Source organism: Pontibacillus marinus BH030004 = DSM 16465, from assembly GCF_000425225.1.
GTDB classification, from domain to species: domain Bacteria; phylum Bacillota; class Bacilli; order Bacillales; family BH030062; genus Pontibacillus; species Pontibacillus marinus.
Map to the genome: position 1 here is coordinate 72523 of NZ_KE384333.1, position 24942 is coordinate 97464.

The following is a 24942-nucleotide window of genomic DNA, read 5'->3' on the forward strand; positions in this document are numbered from 1 at the left end:
ACCCTTAAAGCTGTAAAAGAAAGGTATTGAAATCATGAAGCTGTTCCACAGAAAATTCTATACAGCCGGACTAACCGGGTTGATTCTACTAATGGCTTTGTATTTAGTTTACGTTACGATGACCCAAACATATATAGGCATTAATTTAAACCAAAACCAAGAAGGACAATGGGAAGTTAGTGCTGTTGACCCTATTGGCTGGGCAGGCCACCATGACATTCAAACAGGTGAAGTATTAGTAGAAGTCAATCACATGCAACCTGATGAGCACCGTTCAATACGACGGTATGGTGTCATTGGAGATATCGAACAACTAAAAACAAGAAAACAAGGTGTAGAATCTGAATTTACTACCTTCCCGTCTACGAATTCGGATACGCTCTTATATCACACGATCATTCCATCGATTGTTTTTATGATTCTATTTGCTCTATCAAGCTTTATCTATACTCGCAAAAAAGAAGATCGAACAGCGCTTATACTTAGTCTGTTTTTCCTTAATGTCGGGTTAGGATACCTTAGTGCAGGGGCTTCGGCGCGAGCGGATATTATTGCACGTTTTATTGCTGGACTCTCATTTATGATGACACCTACACTTTTCTTACACTTTCTTGTGACGTACTTTTTACGCTATCGCATTTATTTTATACGTTTCCGTACGCTCATTATTCTGTATGGGGTTAATTTATTGATTGTCTTAATTGATACGTTTTCCTTCTTTTTCAATATTGGTGGATTATATTCCATCATTCGAAATACTCATTTGATCCTATTTTCATTTGAAATCTTTTGGTGTTTAGCCGTTCTTGTATCTTATTACGTTAAGTACAGAAAAACGATCCATAAGCCCGTTTTCCAAAACATGATTTTCGGTATAGTTGTATCCTTTTTCCCGTTTATCTTCTTAACGGCATTACCTAGCTCTTTCTTTGGAGTGGATATCATCCCTCCACCTGTATCTGCCGTATTCATTATATTTTTACCTATTTTCTTCCTGTACTTGGTGTTAACGAACCGCTTATTTGATATTGATTTTATTAATAGCAGATTACGCTATTACTCTTTTATATCCGTTATACTAACCGTCTTAATTATAGGACCACTGACTATGGTCGTTACGAATATTACAATTATTGGTTGGATTCGTTTAACGCTTTCAATCTATGCAGCTTGTATTCTATTTTTCTATTTAGAAGAACGTTTCGATTTTAAACCGCGTTTTATGTCCAAGAAACATAATTTCCAGGATCGTTTAGACCAGTTCACAAAGGATATTTCGAACATTTTAAAACGTGAGGACTTAGATTCTCGGTTGATAAGAGAGGTAAAAGAAGTACTGCCTGTCGCCTCTGTTTCTTTAGTCCAATTTCACAAAGCAGATGCATCTTTCAAGTTGATTGAGGGAGATAAAGGCTTCCCTGAGCATGGTTTTCGTTATCAATATAAAGAAAATAATGATGTAAATGAAGCAGGGGATCTCGTCCGCCTAGCAAAAGGAAAATGTTTTATTATCAGTGAAAGACATGAGTCATTACATATTCTTTGGGTGGATAACAAATTGAATCATACACCATTTAATCAAGACGAAATTAGCTGGCTTAAGACAATGGCGCACTACACTGGAATTGTGTATCAAAACTTCCAATTAATCGAAGGGGTTACAGAAGAGCTGAAGCAATCGATGTACCAAAACAACGAAGCCCCTTCCTGGTTGTTACGTTTGTTATTCAATCTTTCTGAAAAAGAACGTGCAAGGCTAGCTTATGACCTTCATGATTCTGCGCTTCAAGAACAATTGGTATGGTACCGAAAGGTCGAGGAGCTGTTAGAAGAAGAGAAGCTCTCCCCTCCAACAGAACGCACGCTAAGCCAAGTAAAAGATGGGCTATTAGATGTCGTTCAACAGATTCGGGATACATGCACGTTTTTACGTCCGCCGTTCTTAAAAGAAACAGGAATCGTACAAGCATTGCAGCACTTAATGGATTATTACCGCTTGCACGCAAACTTTTTTATAACATTCGAAGGTAGCCAGTTCACAAAGCAGCTAGATCATGAGCATTCCTTAGCGATATACCGAATTGTTCAGGAGCTTTTAAATAATGCACTGAAACACTCCAAAGCTCAACTTGTTCAATTTGACCTAAAAAGCGAAGGAGATATGGTGGTTTTAAACTACAAAGATGATGGTGTCGGTCTACCTCTACAGGAATTGAATAATGATTCACAAAGTATGGGCTTAGCAGGAATTCGCCAAAGAGTTCGTAGTTTACAAGGGGATGTAGAATTCTTTTCTTCAAGTGAAGGTGGGTTCGAGCTTGCTATGTTTCTACAGATCAAAAACCAAAACCCATATAAAACCTTAAAATAGGATGGTGACTGAAATCATGATACGCATTATATTAGTCGATGATCACCCTTCCGTCGGAGAAGGAACTAAATTAATGATCGAACGTGAAGAGGACATGGTGGTTACCATTGTGGAATCAGCGGGAGAAGCACTCGAAATCATAGAAAAGCAAGATTTTGATCTTATGCTTTTTGACTTACGTATGCCTGGAATGAATGGTATTGAATTAATAAAAGAAGTAAGAACGATGGGGAAAAACGCACCCATCGTCATCTATTCCGGACATGATATTGGACCTTACTTTAATACGCTTGTTGAAGCTGGTGTATCAGGGTTTGTTAGTAAAACTGAACCTCGTCATCAGCTACTGACATGCATTCGTTGTGCATTAGAAGGAAAAGTGATTTTACCACAATCCCTTTTCAATCAATTACGCCGTGTTGAAGTGCAAGCTCCTGAAGCCGAGGCCCAAGAACAAGAGGAAATGAAGGATGTTTCCATTAATTCAAAAGAACAAAAAATCTTGAAAGAGGTCGCCAAAGGCAAAAGTAATAAAGAAATTGCTCAAGACTTTTACCAAAGTCAACGTACGATTGAGTACAACCTGACGGAGATCTTCAAAAAGCTGAACGTGAAATCGAGAGCCGAAGCTGTACTGAAGTCTAAGCAGTGGGGAATTATAGCCGATGATGTAGAAGAAGAATAAAGAAGGCTATCGTAACGATATCTGTATAATTAGTCTTTTGTATGTACCAACTTTGATTGCATTTATTATTATCTTTTTGTACCACAAAAAGAAGGTGCTGCTTCCAATCTAGGAGCAGCACCTTCTTTTCTATTCTTTTGCTTCTTTCCAATATTCATAGGAGTGGATCATGTATCCTTTATAAGAAGCATCATCTTGCAGGCTGTTTTCCAAGACATCAATCTGCTCTCTCATCTTCGCCTTCCCTTCTTCTGCAAATGTGATCTTATTGATAAGGCTTGGTCGCATTTCTAGCGAAAGTAAAACGGGTTTACCAAGATTATTGGCGTGGTTAACTTCCTCTTCTGTCATATATAAAATTCCGCCCGGCCCTTCTGCATAATCACGGAATGCCATAACTGAAGTGTGATCCATTTGCTTCATCACCCATTTATTAAATGGAAGATCTGGATTGCCTGGTGTCTTTCGGTCATCCCACCACATGGCAAGGTCCATACTCACTTCTAAATTTGTATCTTCTTTTGACTCTTTTACAAAGAGCTTAATGTTATCCATCCACTCTTTTAGCTTTTCATCATTGTGACGATTCCATCCATTTACCGTATAAGGCTCAACATCAATATGGATTCCATCAAATTTCTGTGCGCTAGTTGCTTCACCATTATATTTTTTCACGTAGTTTACAAGTTTCATAATGCGTGGTTGAAGTTGTTCAAGTGCCCATTTCGGATGTCCACCCATAGCATGAACTTCAATTCCTTCCTCATGAGCTTTTTCCACAAAGTCTTGGTATTTTGAGAATGGCTGCCTTAAATCCAAGCGTGTATATAACATGTTGAGATCCTTCTCTTTAGCGAATTGAATAATTTGATCAGGCTCTGAAATTAAGTTGCTTGCGTGCCATATATAAGTTCCTCTCTTTTGTTCGGCTTGAGGAGATTCTGTTGACTCTTCTTCATCTTCTTTAGGCGAAGTTTCACTCTTCTCCTCAGGTAGTGGGCTTAATTGTAGCCAACTCTGAAAATCATCAATAACCGTTCCAATATAAGAAGATTGCGTAACATGTTTATCTAAAACATCCAGGTGCATATATAGATCATCTACACCCTCTTCATGGAAGGAAACCACGTCACTGCCTGAGTTTTCTAAGCTAACTCCGATCATAATGTCTTTATTGTATTCACTAGCAGCTTTTAACTCATTCTCAGTAAGTTCAACAACCCCATTCGGTCCTTCCATCGTATCTCGATAAGCTAAGATGGCAGTTTCATCAAATTGGCGAATCAGCCATGTACTGAATGACATATCTGCTTGTCCGGGTGTATCGATATTATCAAGCCAAAATGGTATTGCTACACTTACTTTCAATGAACTATTTAACTTGGCTTCTTCATAAGCTGCCTGCATAATGTTTTTCCATTGCTTCAATATTGCGGTCTGATCTTCGGACCATTGCGGGAGTTTATATGGTAAAACTTTAAACATAACTCCTGTCATTTTCGCGTTCTCAGCTACTGAATTGTTATAGTCCTTTACCCAGTAGGCAAAACTTAAACTTTCGTAATTATTTTTCTCCAATCCCCATGAAGGCTTACCTCCATAGGCATACACATCAATTCCTGCTTCATTCGCTTTTCGTAAAAACGTTTCATAATATCCATATGTTTTTTGTCTATTAATCTTTAAGTATATCTGATTAAGGTCTTGTTTTTTACTAAGTTTCAATATGTCCTCAGTTTCGGTGTTTAAATCAGCTTGCTTCACCCATAACGCATGTTGTTTATTGCCTGGATGAGAAAATCCCATTAAAAGCATTAGAATACTGCATACAATCCCAAAGGTTAGTGTTTTTTTATACATACGTTCCTCCATCTTTTCCATTTTTAGAGTAAGCTAACCAAGCTAGACTCATCCATCAAACCCACCACCGAAACAAGCCACATTCCGTATAAACAGTAGACTTGTAGGCGAAAGATTCCAACTATCCCCTAATCATCCGAAGGGGATACCGAAAAAGGAATTCGCTGTTCCGAAGTATGGTTTTCGATGTAAAGCCATCAGTACCGTGTTAACTTTATAAACGTACTCAACACATAACCCATCTTCAAATTAACCGTTTCTTTTATGAAATTCAAGGAGAAATTTTCAAAAAAGTTAGAAATTTGAAGAAGAGTACATTCGTCATTGAAACCGACATTCTATATGTCTGAGAAAGGAGGCACCAATTATTAAATACAAGGGACTGTTCCTTTTTACCTTGTTTTTAATCGCCTTGGGGATCTTTAGTTATATGCGTGATGCAGCTTCCCCTGATATTGAAACGTTAAAGCTAAAAGATGGAACACAGATGAAATTTCGAACAAAAGATGAAAAAATCCAAGTCTATCAAAACCAATCCTGGTCCCCCTTCTTTTCACAAGGCGTAAATGTAGGTGCCTCTCTTCCTGGACATTATCCTGGAGAGCTACCTATTAAGAAAGAAGATTACATGAGGTGGTTCAAACAGATTCACGAAATGGGGGCTAATACCATTCGGATCTACACCATTCACGATCCTGCCTTTTACGAAGCACTTGTCGAATTCAACCGAGATCATGGAGAAGATCCACTTTATTTCATGCAGGGGGTTTGGTCTCCAGTAAACAAACTTGAAGAAACGCAGGATGCACATTCGCCAAAAGTAACTAAAGCTTTTAAGAAGGAGATAAAGGATGCAGTGGGTGCTATATACGGAGACATCACGCTCCCTGAATCCCATGGAGAAGCAAGTGGGGAATATACCGCAAATGCTGCTCCTTACTTACTTGCATGGCATATAGGAACAGAATGGGATCCAAAAATGGTGAAAAAAACAAACGAAAAAAATAATGGCACTCCCTTTAAAGGAGACCATTTTCAATCTAAATCAAAAGCTTCTTCTTTTGAAAATTGGTTAGCAGAACTCATGAATTATACAGCATCTTTAGAGAAGAAGCGTGGTTGGGAACACCCAATGACCTTTACAAACTGGGTAACTACCGATCCTCTGAAACATCCGAAAGAACCATTTCCAATGGAAGATTCAGTGGAAGTGGATGCAACTAAGATAACGACGAACCAATGGGATGCAGGTTATTTCGCTTCCTATCATGTTTATCCGTATTACCCTGATTTTCTACGTTATTCGGATCAGTATAAGCAAGCGAAAGGTCCAATCGGAAAATCGAACAACTATCGAGGCTACCTCCGAGATTTGCAGGAATACCATAATAACCTCCCTGTTATGGTAACTGAATTCGGAGTTCCTTCCTCTCTTGGTTCCGCACATATTGGAGAAAATGAGTGGAACCAAGGAGGACATACAGAACAACAGCAAGGTGAAATCAATAGGGAGTTATTCAAAAATATCTATCAGGAAGATTATGCAGGAGCGATTTTATTTTCCTGGCAAGATGAATGGTTCAAACGCACTTGGAACACAATGAACTACGATAATCCCGATCGAAGAGCATATTGGTACAACGCTTTATCAAGTGAACAATCATTTGGAGTTTTAGGGATGTACCCAAGTAAAACGGACGACATCCAAATTGATGGAAACACAGATGATTGGAAACAACTTGAGGATAAAGAAAAGCTTGATATGAACCCAGAAGGCTGGGAAGAAATTTGGGTTACGCATGATGAAGGTTACTTATACATTCATGGGACCCTGTCTAAATCATTCCAACCAGAGAAACAATCACTTTACCTTGGAATCGATTCCTTGCCTGGTGGAAACCGACATGGCGGACCTTTAGGAGAAAGAAGGTTAGATGAAGGGTTAGAAAACATCATTCAGTTAAGTACTGAAGAAAAAAGCTCTATTAAAATTGCTTCTAATTACGACCTTCACCAACGTCTTTATGGAGAAAGCTACGGTATCAAGGAAGTTAAACAGAAACACACGAAGGAAAATTCAGGTGTTTTTAGACCATGGAAGCTTGCGCTCAGTTTAAAAACTGACCCGCCTCATTCCAAGTTCTCTGTCCCTTTTGATGACGTTACAATTGGTCAATTAAAGAAAGGTAGTACGGATTCAGAGAACAAAACATTTAATTCTCATATCCTTTGGCAAGCCAAGGATAAAACAATCGAATTGAAAATCCCTTGGGCTATGCTCGGTTTTTCAGACCCTAGTACACGAGAAGCCGTGAGTTATGAGAATGGTGATAGCGATAAAAGTAAATTTAACACAGAAAAATCTAAAGGAATACGAATCCTACCTTGGATCGTTAACCAAAACAAAGAATCTATAAATAGTTTAGGAAAACAAAGTCCTGTTCCCGTTTCAGAGTTACCAATCTATCAATGGGAAACCTGGCACGAAGTAGATTACTACGAACATCTCAAGAGCAGTTATTACACCATGAAACAAGCATTTCAATCTACAAAAAAATAGGAGGGATTCAATGTTTGTCAATTTAGATATGGCCTACTGGGTCATATATGGACTTCTCGCTATCTTAGGATTAAATGTTTTTATCATACTAGCTATGAAGATCCAAAAAAAACAAACCCAAAAGAAAACACAAAAGTGTGTACAGCAGTTTCAGGAGTATTTGGATACACTTCAGTCTGATCTTAAGCAAAAGGATCAACTCCCTTTACCAGACAAACCTTTAAACAAGTTCGAAAAGCAAGTACTGCAGCAGGTTTTATTTGATTGGATACACCATTATTCAGGTGAGGAACAAACTAAAATCGAAGTATTATGCAAAGACCTTGGGTTAGTTGAGTTGAACTTAAAACGACTGAAAAGCCTATCCCATAAAACACAGATAGATGCAGCTTACAACCTAGGAGTTATGAGAGCGCCAGAAGCTACTGATCCTTTATTTCAGTTACTTTACCGAAACAAGAGAGACTCTACCATGTTTATCATAGCTCGCTCTATTGCCCAAACATCCGATCAACCAGTAAAAGTTAAAGACATGATTATTCATCTGTCTGAGGATAACCACAACAATTACGCATTAATCACTGATATTTCACAAGAATCATCACTAGATTTAAGAGTTATCTATACACAGTTGTTAAAAGAATCACGACCTGTATTAACGAAAGTTGCCCTACTCGGTTTGATGGAAGAATCCACACCTGATTTACACAGCCAGGTCCTCCCTTTCATTACTTCAGAGGATAAAGAAGTCCGTGAGTTAACAGTTCAATTATTAATCTATTCTGGTGCTTGCTCAGCCAGTGAAATACAAAAATTCATACGCTTTAAAGATTGGGAGATTCGCTCCTTTATCGCTGAATGGATAGGAGATGCGAACAAGACCGAATACACGAACCTTCTTGAAGAAGGACTTAAAGATAAAAATTGGACAGTAGCTCGTTCAAGTGCACGAAGCCTACTGAAACTAGGTGAATCAGGATTCGAGATGCTATGTGAAGTAGCGCAAATGAATAAAGCTGGTGCTGACGTCGCATTGGAATGTCTCCATGAAGAGCTTAGCATCCAAGCCTCTAAAGCTGAACAAATGAAACAAAGTTCCGATTACGATCACAAGTTGCATATCTTTAAACAACACTTTGGTGACGATCAAAAACTTAATCCGGCTATGTAAGACCAAAAGCGCAAGCGCCCGTTTAGCAACGAAGGGACTGGACTGAGCCCGTAGTACGATTAACCAAACTTGCTGATTGGCAAGCCGACAGGCGCAGACAGAAGCTTAGTTGCCGTGGTACTTTTACCTAGAAATTTTAACTACGTCGATTTTCTTCCTTGTTAAAATTTCATGTCATAAACGTGTAAAGGAAACACGATGAACAAAGTGAATCGATGTTGACTTATCGTACGGATAAAGTGATAAGGAAGATCGGCTAAGTTCGTCACGTCCTGTGACAACGCCGATCTGACCCACGTCGTGTGGGCCCAAGTTCGTCACGTCCTGTGACAACACCGATCTGACCTACATCCTGTAGGCCCAAGTTCGTCACGTCCTGTGACAACACCGATCTGACCTACATCCTGTAGGCCCAAGTTCGTCACTTCCTGTGACAACGTCGATCTGACCCACGTCGTGTGGGCCCAAGTCCATTCGTTGCTGGGCGCTGGAGCTGGATGTGGCCGCAAAAACAAACACTACACTTTGGTAAACAAAAGGAAAGGAGTCCGATATGAGGGAAATATTACTAGGATATGGCTTATTCGCCATGTTCTATGTCTTCACGATTAACTCAATTTACTTAACGATCATGCTGTTTTCCTTTAAACGCATATTCAGCATTATCAAACGTAAATCCTATACCGATATTGAAAAATTATCAGATTCCAAGAATGTCCCACCTATCTCTATCTTGGTACCTGCTTACAATGAAGAACTAACTATTGAAGAAAGCTTGAAATCATTACTCGCTCTAAATTATCCAACCTATGAGGTCATTGTCGTTAACGATGGATCTAGCGATGACACGATAAACGTTCTTCGAAAACAATTTAATTTACAATACTTGCCCCCTTCTAAAAAAGAAGGTGTTATTCAAACAGGTAATGTAAAAGGCATTTATTATAATCCGGTATATCCAAACCTTTACATTATTGATAAAGAAAATGGTGGTAAAGCAGATTCCTTAAACGCTGGAATCAACCATTCTAACTATCCATTAATCTCTTCAATTGATGCTGATTCCTTATTAGAAAAAGATGCACTCATTCGAATCGCAAGCATGTATATGGAAAGCCCAGAAGAAACGGTAGGTATTGGCGGAAACGTTCGTATCGCCAATGGTTGCAGAATTGAAAACGGAGTTGTGAAGAACGTTCGTTTACCGAAGAAGCTACTACCGATGATGCAAACCGTAGAGTATCTAAGAGCCTTTATCGGCGGAAGAATCGGTTGGAGCCAAATGAATGGTCTCATTATTGTATCCGGTGCATTTGGTGTATTTCGAAAAGATAAAATTATAGAAGTCGGCGGCTACCGCGGTGGTTATCCAGGAGAAGATATGAATATTATCATTAAACTCCACCGTCATATGTTACAGAATAAACTTCCTTATCGAATTGACTTCTGTCCAGACGCCGTTTGTTGGACACAAGCTCCAGATTCATTCAAGATCCTCGGCAGCCAGCGAAAGCGTTGGGGGCGTGGGAACCTGAAGAACATGATTGAAGAAGGGATTTATATGTTTATGAATCCTAAATATAAAATTATGGGTTGGCTAACACTCCCATACAACATTCTTTTTGAAACACTAAGTCCTTTCTTCAAGATCACAGGACTCCTATCCATTATCGGTTACACATTCTTAGATATGACAGGCTGGTCCATCATAGCCACATTCATGCTCATGAATGTCCTTTACGGAACATTACTTGGTGCTGGTTCATTACTCTTAGAAGAAATGGCCTTCAACCGTTATCCAAGAATTCGCGATTTCTTCAAAATGCTCTTGTACACCTTTCTTATGTTCTTTGGATACCGTCAACTTGGTATTCTTTGGAGATTCCTTGGACAAATTGATTTCTTCCGTAAGAACAACACATGGGGCACGATGACAAGAACAAGCTTTAACGAAGACAGCAAATCCGCTTAAAACAAACTTATGAAAAATACCAAAATCACGATAAGGAGGGCATGAAATATGGATATGACCTACAGTGTTGGATCTCGCATTCTCAAGACATTTCAACAGTTTCTTCAATATTATGAAGCTAGTAGTCTAGCTTGCGGCGTTCTTATTGTAAAAGCCGATTTGGGAGACGAGCAATTGAAGCTACTCAGGAACCATATGTACAAACAAAAACCTGAAGTTGGCGCACAGTTTAGCTATGATGCATCAGAAGGACTGTTAGGAATTCTTTTAGATGATTGTCACCTTGATTCCACACATGACTATTCTTTCTATGTGAAAGAGTTTCTGGAACAAAATGATCAATTAACAGGCCCTCTACTAATCGGGAGCTTCCCGGAAAATGGGCATCACGCTGAACAAATGATGTTCTCAATGATATGGATCCAAATGATCAACGGAAGTAAAGCTAAGGATATCAACATTTACAATCACCGAACAAACACTGAAGTAAATGCATTCCATCCTTATCGTTGATGGTAATAATAGAAAGACTCGAGAGTTTCAAATGGAACTATAAAACCTTAATTCTTAAAAAAGAGAGGGATTTAAATGAAATATTTTAATCAACTGGCTCAAAAAATTAAAACGAAGCAAGCAAATGTTGGTGTTGTCGGCATGGGATACGTTGGCCTACCTCTAGCTGTAGAAATGGCTAAAACAGGTTTCAACGTTTGCGGTATTGATTTATCAGAAGACAAGATCGAGCAACTAAAGCAAGGTCAATCTTATATTTCAGATATTAGCAATGAAGATGTACAAGGTGTACTAGACTCTTCTAACTTCTATCCAACTACTGATTACAGTGTTGTAAGTGAACTTGATGCAATCAGCATCTGCGTTCCTACACCATTAAGCGAAAACCAAGACCCAGACACGTCTTATATCACAAGCGTTATGGAGAAAATGAAGCCTCATTTGAAAAAAGGTGTGGTTATTACGCTTGAAAGTACCACTTACCCTGGTACAACAGAAGAGCTAATTCTTCGTGAATTGAATCGCGCAGACTACCAGGTAGGCGAAGACTTCTTCCTTTGCTACTCACCTGAACGCGTTGACCCAGGTAACGGACAATACAACACACACAACATGCCTAAAGTAATGGGCGGAGCTACAGAAGCCTGCACGGACTTAGGTGTAATGCTATACAGCAACTATATCGAGCAGGTAGTTCCTGTTTCTTCCCCTAAAGTAGCAGAAATGTCTAAGCTACTAGAAAACACATTCCGTAGCATTAACATTGCTTTCATTAACGAAATCGCTATGATGTGTGAGCGTATGGATATTGATGTTTGGGAAGTTATTGATGCAGCAGCAACAAAACCATTTGGATTCATGAAATTTCAACCAGGACCTGGTATCGGAGGGCACTGCATTCCGCTTGATCCAATGTATCTTTCTTGGAAAGCAAAAGGCTTCCGCTTCTACAGTAAATTTATCGATCTAGCTCAATCAATCAACAATAACATGCCAGACGTTATCGTAAATAAGTCTGCTCAAGTCTTAAACATTTACGGTCGTTCTATCAATAGTTCTAAGATATTAATCTTAGGAATGGCTTATAAGCCTAATATCAGTGACCTTCGTGAATCTCCTGGTCTTTATCTATACGAGCTATTTAAAGAAAGCGGAGCAAATGTTGATTACTGCGATCCACACGCTGATAGCTTTATCGATGAGGACGGCAACACTGTTTATTCTGTACCTTACAACAAGGACATTTTAAAGCAGTATGATTGCATGGTGCTTGTAACGAACCACGCAGCATTTGATTATAATGAAATCGCTAATCTTGGTGTACCAATCGTTGATACACGTAATGCATTTAAAGATTACGATTATCCTCATATTCACAAATTTGGTACAACAGCGAAAATCGCTCGAGAAAACTCTATTGCACTATAAATAAAATTAAACCCAGAAGGCGGGAGCTCTCGCCTTCCTGGGTTTACCTTTAACTGAACTTATCATTCTTATATTATCTGAACATACAAAAACCATTACATCGAATGAAAAAGGAGTATGACATTATGTGCGGAATCATGGGATATATCGGAACACAAGAATCTCAAAACATCATTATGAACGGACTTAAAAAGCTAGAATATCGTGGGTACGATTCGGTTGGCGTTGCAGTAAACAATGGTGACTCCATCCAAACGAACAAAGCTGAAGGTCGCTTTGAAAACCTACAGAACTTATTAAATGAATCACCACTTCAAGGTACGGTTGGAATCGGTCACACACGGTGGGCTACTCACGGACGACCTTCCGATGAAAACTCTCACCCTCACACAGATACGAAGAAAGATTTTGCTATCGTACACAATGGCATCATCGAAAACTATCTAGAAGTAAAAAAAGAATTAGAAGATCAAGGTGTTGTTTTCCAATCTGAAACGGACTCAGAAGTGGTTGCTCACCTACTTTCTTCTCTATACGACGGTGATGTAGTTTCTACAATTAAAAAAGCTGTTCAAAGATTAGAAGGCGCTTATGCTCTAGGAATCGTAACAGAACATGACCCTAACAAACTTTTCGCTATTCGTCATGATAGCCCATTAATCGTAGGAAAAGGTGAATGCGAAAACCTTATCAGCTCAGACATCCCGGCTGTATTAGAGCACACACGTGATGTGTACATCCTTGAAGACGGAGAATTAGCTATTCTTACTGAAGATGAAGTTAAGCTCTTAGATATTCAAACAGATGAACCAGTAAATCGTGAAATTTTCCGTGTCGATTGGGATATGGAACAAGCAGAGAAGAATGGCTATGACCACTTCATGCTTAAAGAAATCCATGAACAACCTAAAGCTCTACAAACGACTATGGCTGGCCGTGTCGATGCTGAGAACCATCAAGTTCAATTTGAAGAGCTTAACTGGACTCCTGAACAATTAAACAAATGGAATAAAATCTATATTGTCGCTTGCGGTACTGCTTACCATGCTGGATTAATTGGTAAAGGCGTTATTGAAGAGCTTACACGCACACCAGTTGAAGTAGAAATCGCTTCTGAATTCCGTTACCGTCGCCCAATTGTTGATGAAAACACGCTTGTTATGGTTGTAAGTCAATCTGGCGAAACCGCTGATACTTTAGCTGCATTACGCGAAAGCCAAAAGAAAGGCGCTAACGTCCTAGCTATTACAAACGTTGTAGGAAGCTCTATTGCTCGTGAGGCTGATCAAGTTATTTTAACAATGGCAGGGCCAGAAATTGCTGTTGCCTCAACGAAAGCTTATACAACCCAAGTTCTATCTTTCTATATGGTTGGTATCTATATGGCTCAAATCAAAGAAACAATCTCTTCTCAAGAGCAGAAAACCCTTATTGATACATTGGTACAAACACCAGATCAGATGGAAGGTATTTTAGAGCACGTAAAAGGGCTTCAGTGGTATGCAGAATCCATTCAGAATTCTGACCACGTATTCTTTATTGGTCGTGGCATGGATTACGCAGTATCCCTAGAAGGTTCTCTAAAGCTAAAAGAAATCTCTTACATCCACTCTGAAGCATATGCCGCTGGTGAGCTAAAGCACGGTACCCTTGCTCTTATTGAAGAAGGTACACCAGTCATTGCACTGAATACACAAGAAGAGCTTTATGACAAAATGCTAGGAAATATCAAAGAGCTCAAAGCACGCGGAGCACAAGTGTTAGGGCTTGCGATGGAAGGAAACTTAAACATTTGGCAGTATGTAGATGAAACGTGCTACATCCCAGCAACACAGTCCTTATTCACGCCACTTCTATCAGTGGTTCCATTGCAGCTTATCTCTTACTACACAGCCCTTGGACTAGGCAATGATGTCGACAAGCCAAGAAACTTAGCTAAAAGTGTAACAGTTGAATAAACGTTAAGCGGAGTATTCTTCATAAGCAATATCTAGAGCGATATTGCTTATGTTGTAATCCCTAGACAAAACTATAAATCTATTAAGGTGGTGCGGATCATGAAGCAAACAAAACTAGATGAACGAGGGCTTCAAACAATCTTACAGCAGATCAATGATAAAGTGAGCGGGAACAATATCATCGAAGAGGACCAAATCATCACAGAAATGATCCAAAGCTTACAACCTTTTTATCAGCAAAATACGAACTAATAAAGGAGGATTCCTATGCGCTCCACATATGCAGTTGTACTAGCAGCTGGTAAAGGAACTCGAATGAAGTCAGATTTACCGAAAGTTCTGCACCCTGTATGCGGAAAACCAATGGTTGAGCATATTACAGATCATTTAAAGAACTTAAACACAAACGAGATTGTAACGGTTGTTGGTCATAAAAAAGAAATGATTCAAGAACAACTTGGCCATTCAGTTCAATATGCGGTACAAGAAGAACAATTAGGAACAGCCCATGCGGTTAAAATGAGCGAAGAACTTCTTGGAGATAAAGAAGGTACGACTCTAATTATTACAGGCGATACACCACTTATCACAGAAAAAACGCTAGATTATTTATTAGAACACCATCACCAAACAAATGCAGCGGGTACGATTTTAACGATGCTCCCTGAAGATCCTTCTGGTTACGGACGTATTGTTCGAAATGCTTCAGGAAATGTGAAACGCATTGTCGAACAAAAAGATGCAACCGAAGAGGAAAAAGAAATCCAAGAAGTGAATACTGGGATTTTCTGCTTTGATAATCAGCTACTTTTCTCTGCCCTACAAGAAGTAGACTCAAATAATAATCAAAGCGAATACTACCTTCCTGATGTAATCGAGATCCTTCAGAAGAAACAACATACCATCTCTGCATCCGTTATGGAAAATGTTGAAGAAGGACTTGGTATCAATGATCGTATTCAGTTATCCAAAGCTGAACACATTATGCAACAACGTATTCTAGAAACGCATATGAAAAATGGCGTCACGATTGTAGATCCAAAGACTACCTTCATTGAAGCAGATGTCGTAATTGGAAGAGACACTACGATTGAACCACGAACTCATCTACGTGGCCAAACTCGTATTGGGGAGCATTGTGTGATTGGACCTGATGTTGACTTACTTGATTATGATGTAAAAGATCAGATGAAGATTCACAATTTTTCTATGACTAATGACGTTTGCAGCATCCCACTGGGGTCATAAGAAAGGCTCCTAATGAGCTGGCTAGACGCTAAAACTTTCTTATTCATAAAAGGGAGATCAGTATGAATTCCATCAAGAAAATCATCAAAAGACCAAGCATTTTAGTAATTGTCGTTGTTGTTTATATGTTGATTGGGGCGATTAGTATCCTTCAAAAAAATCCAGATCAGACAACTGATCAAGTAAAAGCAACTTGGGTTTGGGATGAGAAAAAGATAGCAAAACAACCTGAAGAAATCGTTTCGTTTGCTAATGAACAAGACGTGAACTTAATTTACGTTCATGTCAGCTCGAAACATTTTTCCGTCCAGGATTATCGTTCCTTTATTCAAAAAGCTAGTCAAAAAGAAATCCAAGTCTTCGCTCTTGGTGGAGACCCCCGTTGGGCACTCACATCTAACCAAAAGGATTTAACAAGCTTTGCTTCAAAGGTGAAAAACTATAATCAAATGGTTGAACCAAACGAACAATTCCAAGGGATTCACGTAGACATTGAACCTTACCTCCTCCCTTCTTGGAAGGAAGATAAAGAATCGGTTATGCAACAATGGATGATGAATTCTGTACACCTTATCGAAGAAGCAAAACAAAATACAAACCTTACAGTAAGTGGTGATTTTCCTTTTTGGATTCACAAGTTGAATGTTCCTGGCAAGTCCATGAGTCTAAGTCAGTGGATGCTAAATCATTATGATTCAATGACCCTTATGGCTTACCGCAATTACGCAGATGGAAATAATGGAATCAGCCAAATTGCAACCCCTATTGTGAAAGAGGCCGATAAACAAGACAAATCTGTGGTGATTGGGGTAAACATCATTGATACAGATGAAGGACGGCATACCACTTTTTATAATAGCGAGCCTGGACATATGAGTCAGGAGATTAAACAACTAAAACATTCCTTTAGAAATAACAGAGCCTTTTCAGGAATTGCGGTTCATGATTATGCTCATTGGAAGAAAAAACAGTCTAGTTAAGAATATGAAAGAAGCTCAGAAAATACTCTGAGCTTTTTTTTATACTAAAAACCATAGGGAAAATGAATACAGAAATCTTACTCAGAACTAACATGCATATGCTGAGTACTTAGATACCTAGTCTATATATCCTATGTTTTCTTTAAAATCTACCATTTAGGTACTCTAGTTTGATCTTTTTTCACAAAGCAAGGTAGATCATACATATTTATCTATCCTGAAAACGCTCTGTTTTCCCAAACAAAAGAGGTAGGAAAATCCTTGGATTTAGCCTAATATGACATTAAATCTATTAAAGGAGGAATATTTTTATGAAGTTTAAGAAGTTTGCTAGTTTATCTTTAGCTGTTTCCATGATGGTCTCCCCAGTATTTGCAGATGCTGCATCTAATGATGACGTCAAAGAACCGAAGAAGATTGGTGATATTAACGTTCAGCAAGAAAAAGGTGCATTTGTAAAAGGTGAAGTCCTTGTTAAATTTAAGGACGATGTGAAATCAAAGGCCAAAGAAAAGGTACTTGAAAATGTAGGTGCAAACCTGATCCCTGATAACGATGCAGTTAAATCTAGCTTTGACGTTTTAAAAGTTGGAAATGTTGAAGCAGTTGTAAAAGCACTGAGTAAAAACCCTTTAGTTGATTATGCTGAACCGAACTATATTTTTGATGTAGCTTGGACTCCTAATGATACTTACTATCAAGGCTATCAATATGGCCCACAAAACACATATACAAACTATGCTTGGGATATTACACGAGGAAGCAGTTCACAAGAAATTGCTGTCATTGATACCGGTGTTGACTATTACCACCCAGATTTAGACGGGAAAACGCTTAGAGGCTACGATTTCGTGGATAATGATTATTATCCAATGGACTTAAATAATCATGGTACGCATGTTGCGGGTATTGCCGCTGCAGAAACAAACAACTCCACAGGAATTGCGGGTATGGCTCCAAACACAGAAATTATTGCTGTGCGAGCACTAGATCAAAATGGTAGTGGATCACTAGATGATATCGCTGATGCCATTACGTATTCTGCGGATGTTGGTGCTGAGGTCATTAACCTTTCACTAGGATGTGACTGTAGTACAACAACTTTACAGAATGCTGTAAACTATGCATGGAATAGCGGTTCTACACTTGTAGCAGCTGCTGGAAATGATGGTGTATCTACAACATTTGAACCTGCTTCTTATAGCAATGTTATTGCAGTAGGTGCTGTTGATCAGAACGATCAGGTAGCTTCTTTCTCTAACTATGGTACATGGGTAGATGTGACTGCCCCTGGTGTAGATATTGCTTCTACAGTACCGAACAATGGTTATGCGTACATGTCTGGAACATCTATGGCTTCTCCTCATGTAGCTGGACTAGCAGGTCTTTTAGCTGCACAAGGTCGTAGTAACTCTGAAATCAGACAGGCTATTGAACAGACTGCAGATGAGATCTCCGGTACTGGCTCTTATTTCGAACACGGCAGAATCAATTCTTATGATGCTGTTCAATACTAACCCTAATTTCAAAAAAGACTGTCCTCTAGGGCAGTCTTTTTTTGAAATTAAAAGACCCCAGTTTAATAATACCGAGGTCTATCAAATTAATTATTTGTTTTTCTCTTTTGTACTTTTTCCTTTTTCAAGAATATTAAAGATACTTTTCGCCTGATCTGTATTATCTGTAAGCCCAGTAAACATCTCTTTTCCTGGTCCATAAGCAAATACTTGAACATCTACACCTGTGTGACCACCTGTTGTCCAACCTGCACGAGCACGTACATTAAACACTTCTGCAATAGCATCAGTTAGAGCGTATTTATCTTCAGATAGCTTCTCTTTAGCCTTTTCAACTTGTTGAACTTCTTCTTCTGTGATTTCAAACTCTGTGTACTTATTTAATACTTCCTTAACTTCGCCGCCTTCTTCGATTTCAGAAGCCATAAACTCCGGAGTTCTTTTCACATCATTAATCGCTTGTGGGTTAAATTTGTAAGGCCCATCACGCCCTATGCTTAAACCACCTGTTGAGTGATCAGCTGTAGCTACAACAAGCGTGTGCTTGTCTTTTTTAGCAAATTCAATGGCTGTATTGAATGCTTTTTCAAAATCTTTCATTTCACTCATAGCACCAACGACATCATTTCCATGACCAGCCCAGTCAATTTGGCTACCTTCTACCATTAGGAAGAAGCCATCCTTATCTTTATTCAAACGTTCAAGTGCACTGTTCGTCATTTCTTCAAGAGAAGGTATTTCTTTCGTACGATCAATCATTTTTGGAAGACCTTTTTTAGCGAATAGACCAAGAACTTGTTCGTTATCATCATTCACAAGCTCTTCTTTATTGGTAACGTAACTATAACCATCCTCTTGGAACTCTTTCGTTAAATCGCGGTCTTCACGATCAAAATACTTCGTTCCTCCGCCAAGAATGACATCGATCTGATGTTCTCCACCCACTTTAAGGTCGAAATAATCATCTGCGATTTCATTATAGTTATGACGATCTTCATTATGTGAGCCAAAAGCAGCAGGAGTGGCGTGGTTAACTTGAGACGTTGCAACTAAACCTGTTGCTTTTCCGTTTTCTTTCGCTTGCTCTAAAACCGTTTTAACTTTGGATTTATCATTGTCTACTGCAATAGCACCATTATAGGTTTTAATACCTGCAGACATTGAGGTTCCTGCAGCAGCGGAGTCTGTTATGTTTTCTTCAGGATCCTCGGGGTTTGTTTTTTGCATCCCCACAAGGTATGGATCAAAGCCTGTCGCCTCCATCTTAGGAGTGGATGGATCATCCTTGAGATAACGATAAGCTGTTGTATATGCTGGACCCATTCCATCTCCAATTAAGAAAATAACATTCTTAATTTCTCTATTATTCTCTTTTAGCTTATCCGCTTTTTCAGCAGAAGTGTTCAATCCTGCAAAACTTCCTATTGCAATAGAAGCAGCTGTAGCAATTGATAGAACTTTTAACGACGCTTTTTTGCTAAACATTATAAATCCTCCTTATTTATCTAATACAACTTCATCATAAAGTTCGATTATTGATAGAGTTTTAGAGAAGGGTTAATAAATATTAATGAAATATTAAAAAAAAGAAAAGCAATGGTGGCCTGCTTTTCCTTTTTATCTCTACCTATTAACTTGTTAATTTCATGACCAACTGTTCCATTTCAACATCAGTCGGAATTCTACAATTGTTCTTCCTCATTGGACTGTTTTCAGAAGAGAGTGTACTTATAAGTACTTCAGTATGATAACGATCTCGCTCTACCCCATCAAGTTTTAAAGCTAATGGCGAAGAATCCACTAATGCACGATATAACCGTGCACCTTCTCGAGCAAGCTCATTTTCATTTACTAAAGTATCTTTTGCCCCTAATGCTCTGGCTATATCAGCAAAAACTGTTTCATAATCTGAATCAAGATTATAATCATAGATATGATAAAGTGCAATAGCTACTGCACGCCCGTGATGGAGTCCGTCCACTGTACTAAGGGCGTGGCCAATGTTATGAGCAAGCCCTGTACCTCCATGTTCAATGGCAACACCAGCAAGAGCTGCTCCAACTAATAGATTTTCACGAGCTTGGAGATTTTCAGGCTTTTCTAATGCAATAGGTAAATCATTTGATAGTAAGCGAATCGCCTGCATGGCCATACCCTGAATAAATGGGTTTGTATTTTGACTCGTTGCTGCCTCAATTGCATGCACAATAGCATCCAACCCTGTTGCTGCAGTTAAATGTGGAGGAAGTTTAACCGTTAAGGATGGATCAAGAATAGCGATTTCTGGTGCCATTAAAGCATCCCACCCCCATAACTTACGATGCTTTTCATCTGAAAATATGACCGTACTGGTTACTTCAGCTCCTGTACCAGCTGTCGTTGGAATACCAACCACATTTACCTTTTTCTCTGGAAAAGGATTTGCCCCTAGGGCGTAATTCGAAACAGAATCCTCTCCACCAGCAACCATGGCTGCTGTTTTGGCAACATCTAGAGGTGATCCTCCTCCAACACCAAGTACAACATCACTATTGGTATCACGAATCATTTGAGCCACTTCATCGATTTCTGCCATAGTTGGATTGCTTTGCACATTATCAAAGATATGAACCTCATAACCTTTATCTATTAGGCTTTTTTCAATAGGTTGTGTTAATCCCGATTTAACTAGAAAGGCATCGCTTACGATAATGGCTTTTTTTGCTGTTGTACGTGAAGCTACAATTTCTCCTACTTCTGCTGATTTATTAGCTCCAACGTGTACAGCTGTGCGCAGTTGAAATTGATAAGGAATCATCACGTCTCCTCCTCTCTTTTTCAATACTTTGATTGGTTATTGTTTTTCACCTACATAGGCACTGTTAATTTCGTATTTCTTCAATGCTTCTTCGTCAAGTTCAATTCCTAAACCAGGCTTTTGTGGTACGTGAACAAATCCATCAGCATCTACAGATAGCTTTTCTTTCTGGATATAGTCACGACGGTCAATTGTCCATGTTGGAGGATCGTATGGGAACTCTAAGTAAGGACAATCACTGACACCAGCGGCTAGATGTAGGTTCGCTAATACGCCTATTCCGTTACTCCACGTGTGAGGGCTGAACCAAGCTCCGTTTGCTTGGACATATTCAGCGATTTTCTTAACACCTGTAATACCACCTGAAAGAGCAACGTCTGGCTGATAGACATCAAGAGATCCACGGTTGGCCATTTCACGAAAATCATGCCATCTGCGGTTCATTTCTCCACCTGCAATACGAATTCCAGACATTTCACGAAGACGTTTCATTTCATCAAACTGCTCATGCGGTAAAGGTTCTTCTAACCAGAAAACATTAAGCTGTTCAAGCTCTTTAGAAACTTGATATGCTTTCTTTAGATCCCATGTACGCTCAACATCCCACGGCATCTTCCATCCTTGGTTCGCATCAACCATGATCTCAATTTTGTTTCCAACAGCTTTACGAACTTCTTCAATTACTTTTATGTCATCTCGTACATCGTCGTGATGGAAACGGATTTTCATTGCTTTATAGCCTTCTTCAATAAAACGTTGAGCACGCTCTGCACGTACTTCAGGAGATACAATCTCACCATTAGAAGCGTAAGCATAAAGTTTCTTTTGCTTACCCCCGACAAGTTCAGCTACAGGTTTACCCGTTGCCTTACCCATAAGGTCCCATAATGCTAAATCAAGTGGCCAACAACGTCCGTAGTGGAAATCAATATTATCTAACACCTTATTGTGGCGCTCGATATCAAATGGATCCTGGCCAATAAAGAGATGCTCATGTCCTTGGAAGCCAAACATTAAGTCCCCTGAACCTACACCTGTAATGCCTTCATCTGTATGAACAAAAACAAGTGTTGTCGCGAATTTTTTTCGAGGGGCCGGGTCCCATGCCGCTTTAAATGGTGGGTCTAGCGGCATTGCATATTGTTTGATTTCAATCGATGTAATTTTCATCATCTCAACCCTTTCAGTTTGTGTTATTTATCTAAAACAATCATTAATGGATATCCGTTTTTTTGTCGTTTATAATGGTATGTTAAAAGAACTATGAAGGAAAAAACATGCACGAACCTCACATAAATATATACTTTTTTTCAGAAAGAAGGATTTGGTTTGCATTCACAATCGATAACGATTCATCAACATACATATTGGAACCCTTTAGAATACTTTTCTTTATCACAAGATATTTATGAGGAATGGTCTGTTTTTTGTATAGAGGAAGGAACCCTCCATTACCAATTAGGAGATGAAAAAGGGACTGCTTCTTTTGGGGATATATTAATTTGTCCCCCAAATATACCAATGAACAGGTACACGGAGGGATCACTCAAGTTTCACTTCATACGTTTTACTCCACCTGATTCATTTCAGATGTTACCTGGTATTATCCCAATTAAGAATAAAGATAGGTTAAGAACAACGTATGAGTATCTTCAACGTTTTGCGTTTTTAGAAACTTCTCATATCAATGAATTTAAGGCTGACTTATTACTAGATATGTTCTGGATGTATGATATTGAACACCATAAACCAGAGATTAGTGAGATCGATACCGTACATGATCCATTGATTGTAGAGGCTTTGAAGATGATGCAAGAGAGATCAGATGAACCCATTTCTATTAAGGAGATTACACCCGAGCTTGGATTAAGTGATGTCCAATTTTCTCGACGCTTCTATAAAGCAATAGGGGTAAAGCCGATGGATTACTTAACTTCTCTACGCATGCGAAAAGCTCGCAAGTATTTGCTGGAGACAGATAAAACTATGGAGGATATTGCTGAGAGCATTGGGTATCAGAATGGATTTTATTTTAGTCGAATCTTTAAGAAAAAGGTTGGGGTCACGCCTTCTGAATTTCGGAAGAAGCATCGAAAATGATTCATGCTAAGGTTATGAGCGGTTTGGGGTGATTTGCGGGCGGGCGAGCACTGTTTTCGGGCTGCTGTGATGAATTTACGAGCGGGTCAGCTTCACTTGCGGGCGATTTGCAGCTTTTTCGAGCGCAAAGGCTTCATTTACGATCGGTTTTCCTGCTTTTATGAGCGATACACAAGTCATGTAAAAAATCCCCTGTCACGCCAACAAGGCATAACAAGGGATTCCGTGTTTAATAACTCAAATAAACAGTTTTCTTTTGCAAGAATGCTTCAAACCCATATTTCCCATCATCTCCACCAATACCAGATTGCTTCCAACCTGTGTGATAGCCTTGGAATGCTTCTCCTTGCTGACGGTTTACATACACCTCACCAGATTCAATTTCGCTTGTAAAACGCATGACAGATGGATAATGGTTTGTATAAACGTTAGATGTTAAGCCATAAATCGTATCATTTGCCATCTCAATTGCTTCATCGATTGTTTCAAAAGTGACAATTGGTAGGACAGGACCAAATACTTCTTCACGTACAACATCCATATCTTGCGTACAGTTATCGAGTAGTGTTGGTGGATAGAAGCTTTGAGGCATGCCCTTGATGAAATCTCCACCTGTTAACACCTTAGCGCCTTGGTCTAGAGATTTTTGAACAATCTTATGAACACGGCGACCATCATTTTCTGTCACAAGAGGCCCCATGGTAATGTCAGGGTTCTCAAGTCCATCTCCTACTTCAAATGATTCAAATGCTTTTTTCAATTTTTCGGTCAGCTTATCTTTAACAGAGTTGTGTACATAAACACGCTCTGTATTATTACAAATCTGGCCACTATTTGCTAAGCGACCACTTGCAATCGCTTCTACAGCTAAATCAAGGTCTGCATCATCCATCACGATCGCTGGCGCTTTCCCACCTAACTCTAGGGAAGTTCGTGCAACATGACTTGCTGCTTGGGCTGCAACTCGTTTTCCTACAGCTGTACTCCCAGTAAAGGTAACCATGCTTACGCCTTCCGATCCTGTTAACTCATCGCCTATTTCTTCATCTTCACCGGTAATAACGTTTACGACTCCTTTAGGAAATCCAGCTTTCTCGAATAGTTTCGCATATTCTAGAGCAGATGTTGGAGATTTCACACTTGGTTTAATGACTACTGTGTTACCTGCTAATAGAGCAGGCACTAGTTTACGTGTTAGAACATAAATTGGGAAGTTCCAAGGAACAATGCAAAGCACTGTACCAATTGGTTCTTTCGTAATTAAGATCTTTTCATTACTCGTATCTGGATCAACAACGTCCCCTTCTATGCGACGCGCCCACTGACGTTGGTAATCTGCAATAGCTGCTGCAGCTCCAACCTCACCTTTTGCGCTATTCAATGGTTTCCCCATTTCACTCGCAATAGCATGCCCAATGAGGGATTGGTTTTCTTCATCATTCAATAGTTCTACTAAGTTATTAATATAAGAAGCCCGTTCTATAGAAGGGAGCTTCTTCCAAGACTTAAATGCTTCATTAGCACTTTGAACAACATGCTCTACATCTTCTTTTGTACCAGCAGGAACCTGTGCAACAACATCACCGTTTGCTGGAGATGTAACGTCCATCATTTCCTGGTTTGAGCTTTTTGTAAATTCACCGTTTTTATATAGTTGATAGGTTTTCATGTGTACCCACCTCTTTGATTTGCTTTTTATATTGCCGTATCTGTTTAAATCTAATTGTAAAGAGTTCTTCTATAATGTTACATAACCTTTTCCTTCAACTATTTATACATTAT

General features: G+C 39.2%; 18 protein-coding genes. 13 read left to right on the forward strand and 5 right to left on the reverse strand.

The window, feature by feature from the left end; translation table 11 throughout:
• Window positions 1-34 precede the first annotated feature (34 nt).
• Together H514_RS0119110 and H514_RS0119115 are read left to right on the forward strand one after the other, a co-directional pair.
• Window positions 35-2371, forward strand: a complete 2337-nt coding sequence (locus tag H514_RS0119110) for an ATP-binding protein (protein ID WP_027448411.1) — start codon at window positions 35-37, stop codon at window positions 2369-2371.
• A gap of 16 nt (window positions 2372-2387) precedes the next feature.
• Entirely contained in the window at window positions 2388-3056 is a 669-nt protein-coding gene (locus H514_RS0119115; RefSeq protein WP_027448412.1) for a response regulator transcription factor, read from the forward strand.
• A gap of 129 nt (window positions 3057-3185) precedes the next feature.
• Here H514_RS0119115 and H514_RS0119120 read toward each other — a convergent pair whose 3' ends face one another.
• Window positions 3186-4916 carry a glycoside hydrolase family 18 protein gene (locus tag H514_RS0119120; protein ID WP_027448413.1) on the reverse strand — a complete coding sequence of 577 codons (1731 nt, stop codon included), beginning with the start codon at window positions 4914-4916 and terminating at the stop codon, window positions 3186-3188.
• A gap of 430 nt (window positions 4917-5346) precedes the next feature.
• Between H514_RS0119120 and H514_RS0119125 the strand changes: the two genes are divergently transcribed.
• The 10 genes from H514_RS0119125 (at window position 5347) to H514_RS0119170 (ending at window position 18263) form a co-directional block, all read left to right on the forward strand.
• On the forward strand, window positions 5347-7476 hold the full coding sequence (locus tag H514_RS0119125; protein WP_231566553.1) for a hypothetical protein: 2130 nt from the start codon (window positions 5347-5349) through the stop codon (window positions 7474-7476).
• A 10-nt stretch (window positions 7477-7486) separates the two neighbouring features.
• A complete protein-coding gene (locus H514_RS0119130) occupies window positions 7487-8647 on the forward strand; it encodes a HEAT repeat domain-containing protein (protein WP_027448415.1) in 1161 nt (386 codons plus the stop codon).
• Window positions 8648-9200: 553 nt separating this feature from the next.
• On the forward strand, window positions 9201-10619 hold the full coding sequence (locus H514_RS0119135; protein WP_027448416.1) for a glycosyltransferase family 2 protein: 1419 nt from the start codon (window positions 9201-9203) through the stop codon (window positions 10617-10619).
• Between the two features lie 48 nt (window positions 10620-10667).
• A complete protein-coding gene (locus H514_RS0119140) occupies window positions 10668-11132 on the forward strand; it encodes a hypothetical protein (RefSeq protein WP_027448417.1) in 465 nt (154 codons plus the stop codon).
• A 75-nt stretch (window positions 11133-11207) separates the two neighbouring features.
• Window positions 11208-12560, forward strand: a complete 1353-nt coding sequence (locus H514_RS0119145; RefSeq protein ID WP_027448418.1) for a nucleotide sugar dehydrogenase — start codon at window positions 11208-11210, stop codon at window positions 12558-12560.
• A 125-nt stretch (window positions 12561-12685) separates the two neighbouring features.
• Window positions 12686-14518 (forward strand): glutamine--fructose-6-phosphate transaminase (isomerizing), encoded by a 1833-nt coding sequence (gene glmS, locus H514_RS0119150; protein WP_027448419.1) that lies wholly within the window; start codon window positions 12686-12688, stop codon window positions 14516-14518.
• Window positions 14519-14617: 99 nt separating this feature from the next.
• Window positions 14618-14770, forward strand: a complete 153-nt coding sequence (locus H514_RS24780) for a hypothetical protein (protein ID WP_154657419.1) — start codon at window positions 14618-14620, stop codon at window positions 14768-14770.
• Window positions 14771-14785: 15 nt separating this feature from the next.
• Complete coding sequence (glmU, locus tag H514_RS23515) at window positions 14786-15766, forward strand: bifunctional UDP-N-acetylglucosamine diphosphorylase/glucosamine-1-phosphate N-acetyltransferase GlmU (RefSeq protein WP_051255232.1); 981 nt, start codon at window positions 14786-14788, stop codon at window positions 15764-15766.
• Window positions 15767-15828: 62 nt separating this feature from the next.
• Window positions 15829-16746: a hypothetical protein gene (locus H514_RS0119165; RefSeq protein ID WP_036841860.1), complete on the forward strand. Its 918-nt coding sequence runs from the start codon at window positions 15829-15831 to the stop codon at window positions 16744-16746.
• Window positions 16747-17057: 311 nt separating this feature from the next.
• Window positions 17058-18263 carry a S8 family peptidase gene (locus tag H514_RS0119170; protein WP_027448421.1) on the forward strand — a complete coding sequence of 402 codons (1206 nt, stop codon included), beginning with the start codon at window positions 17058-17060 and terminating at the stop codon, window positions 18261-18263.
• A gap of 90 nt (window positions 18264-18353) precedes the next feature.
• Here H514_RS0119170 and H514_RS23520 read toward each other — a convergent pair whose 3' ends face one another.
• The 3 genes from H514_RS23520 to H514_RS0119185 all read right to left on the reverse strand — a co-directional run bounded on the left by H514_RS23520 (window position 18354) and on the right by H514_RS0119185 (window position 22230).
• Window positions 18354-19748 carry an alkaline phosphatase gene (locus H514_RS23520; RefSeq protein ID WP_036841857.1) on the reverse strand — a complete coding sequence of 465 codons (1395 nt, stop codon included), beginning with the start codon at window positions 19746-19748 and terminating at the stop codon, window positions 18354-18356.
• A 145-nt stretch (window positions 19749-19893) separates the two neighbouring features.
• Window positions 19894-21060, reverse strand: a complete 1167-nt coding sequence (locus H514_RS23525; RefSeq protein ID WP_051255233.1) for an iron-containing alcohol dehydrogenase — start codon at window positions 21058-21060, stop codon at window positions 19894-19896.
• A 36-nt stretch (window positions 21061-21096) separates the two neighbouring features.
• Window positions 21097-22230, reverse strand: coding sequence for a mandelate racemase/muconate lactonizing enzyme family protein (locus H514_RS0119185; RefSeq protein WP_027448422.1), 1134 nt, complete (start codon window positions 22228-22230; stop codon window positions 21097-21099).
• Window positions 22231-22389: 159 nt separating this feature from the next.
• Here H514_RS0119185 and H514_RS0119190 point away from each other — a divergent pair, with 159 nt between their 5' ends.
• A complete protein-coding gene (locus tag H514_RS0119190; protein WP_027448423.1) occupies window positions 22390-23160 on the forward strand; it encodes a helix-turn-helix domain-containing protein in 771 nt (256 codons plus the stop codon).
• Window positions 23161-23389: 229 nt separating this feature from the next.
• On the opposite strand, the gene aldA is transcribed toward H514_RS0119190, so the two are convergent.
• On the reverse strand, window positions 23390-24829 hold the full coding sequence (aldA, locus tag H514_RS0119200) for an aldehyde dehydrogenase (RefSeq protein WP_027448424.1): 1440 nt from the start codon (window positions 24827-24829) through the stop codon (window positions 23390-23392).
• Between the last annotated feature and the right edge of the window lie 113 nt (window positions 24830-24942).

Coding starts and splice junctions, on each gene's coding strand:
- H514_RS0119110 (WP_027448411.1), top strand. CDS start 35: ATGAAGCTGTTCCACAGAAAATTCTATACAGCCGGACTAACCGGGTTG.
- H514_RS0119115 (WP_027448412.1), top strand. CDS start 2,388: ATGATACGCATTATATTAGTCGATGATCACCCTTCCGTCGGAGAAGGA.
- H514_RS0119120 (WP_027448413.1), bottom strand. CDS start 4,916: ATGTATAAAAAAACACTAACCTTTGGGATTGTATGCAGTATTCTAATG.
- H514_RS0119125 (WP_231566553.1), top strand. CDS start 5,347: ATGCGTGATGCAGCTTCCCCTGATATTGAAACGTTAAAGCTAAAAGAT.
- H514_RS0119130 (WP_027448415.1), top strand. CDS start 7,487: ATGTTTGTCAATTTAGATATGGCCTACTGGGTCATATATGGACTTCTC.
- H514_RS0119135 (WP_027448416.1), top strand. CDS start 9,201: ATGAGGGAAATATTACTAGGATATGGCTTATTCGCCATGTTCTATGTC.
- H514_RS0119140 (WP_027448417.1), top strand. CDS start 10,668: ATGGATATGACCTACAGTGTTGGATCTCGCATTCTCAAGACATTTCAA.
- H514_RS0119145 (WP_027448418.1), top strand. CDS start 11,208: ATGAAATATTTTAATCAACTGGCTCAAAAAATTAAAACGAAGCAAGCA.
- glmS (WP_027448419.1), top strand. CDS start 12,686: ATGTGCGGAATCATGGGATATATCGGAACACAAGAATCTCAAAACATC.
- H514_RS24780 (WP_154657419.1), top strand. CDS start 14,618: ATGAAGCAAACAAAACTAGATGAACGAGGGCTTCAAACAATCTTACAG.
- glmU (WP_051255232.1), top strand. CDS start 14,786: ATGCGCTCCACATATGCAGTTGTACTAGCAGCTGGTAAAGGAACTCGA.
- H514_RS0119165 (WP_036841860.1), top strand. CDS start 15,829: ATGAATTCCATCAAGAAAATCATCAAAAGACCAAGCATTTTAGTAATT.
- H514_RS0119170 (WP_027448421.1), top strand. CDS start 17,058: ATGAAGTTTAAGAAGTTTGCTAGTTTATCTTTAGCTGTTTCCATGATG.
- H514_RS23520 (WP_036841857.1), bottom strand. CDS start 19,748: ATGTTTAGCAAAAAAGCGTCGTTAAAAGTTCTATCAATTGCTACAGCT.
- H514_RS23525 (WP_051255233.1), bottom strand. CDS start 21,060: ATGATTCCTTATCAATTTCAACTGCGCACAGCTGTACACGTTGGAGCT.
- H514_RS0119185 (WP_027448422.1), bottom strand. CDS start 22,230: ATGAAAATTACATCGATTGAAATCAAACAATATGCAATGCCGCTAGAC.
- aldA (WP_027448424.1), bottom strand. CDS start 24,829: ATGAAAACCTATCAACTATATAAAAACGGTGAATTTACAAAAAGCTCA.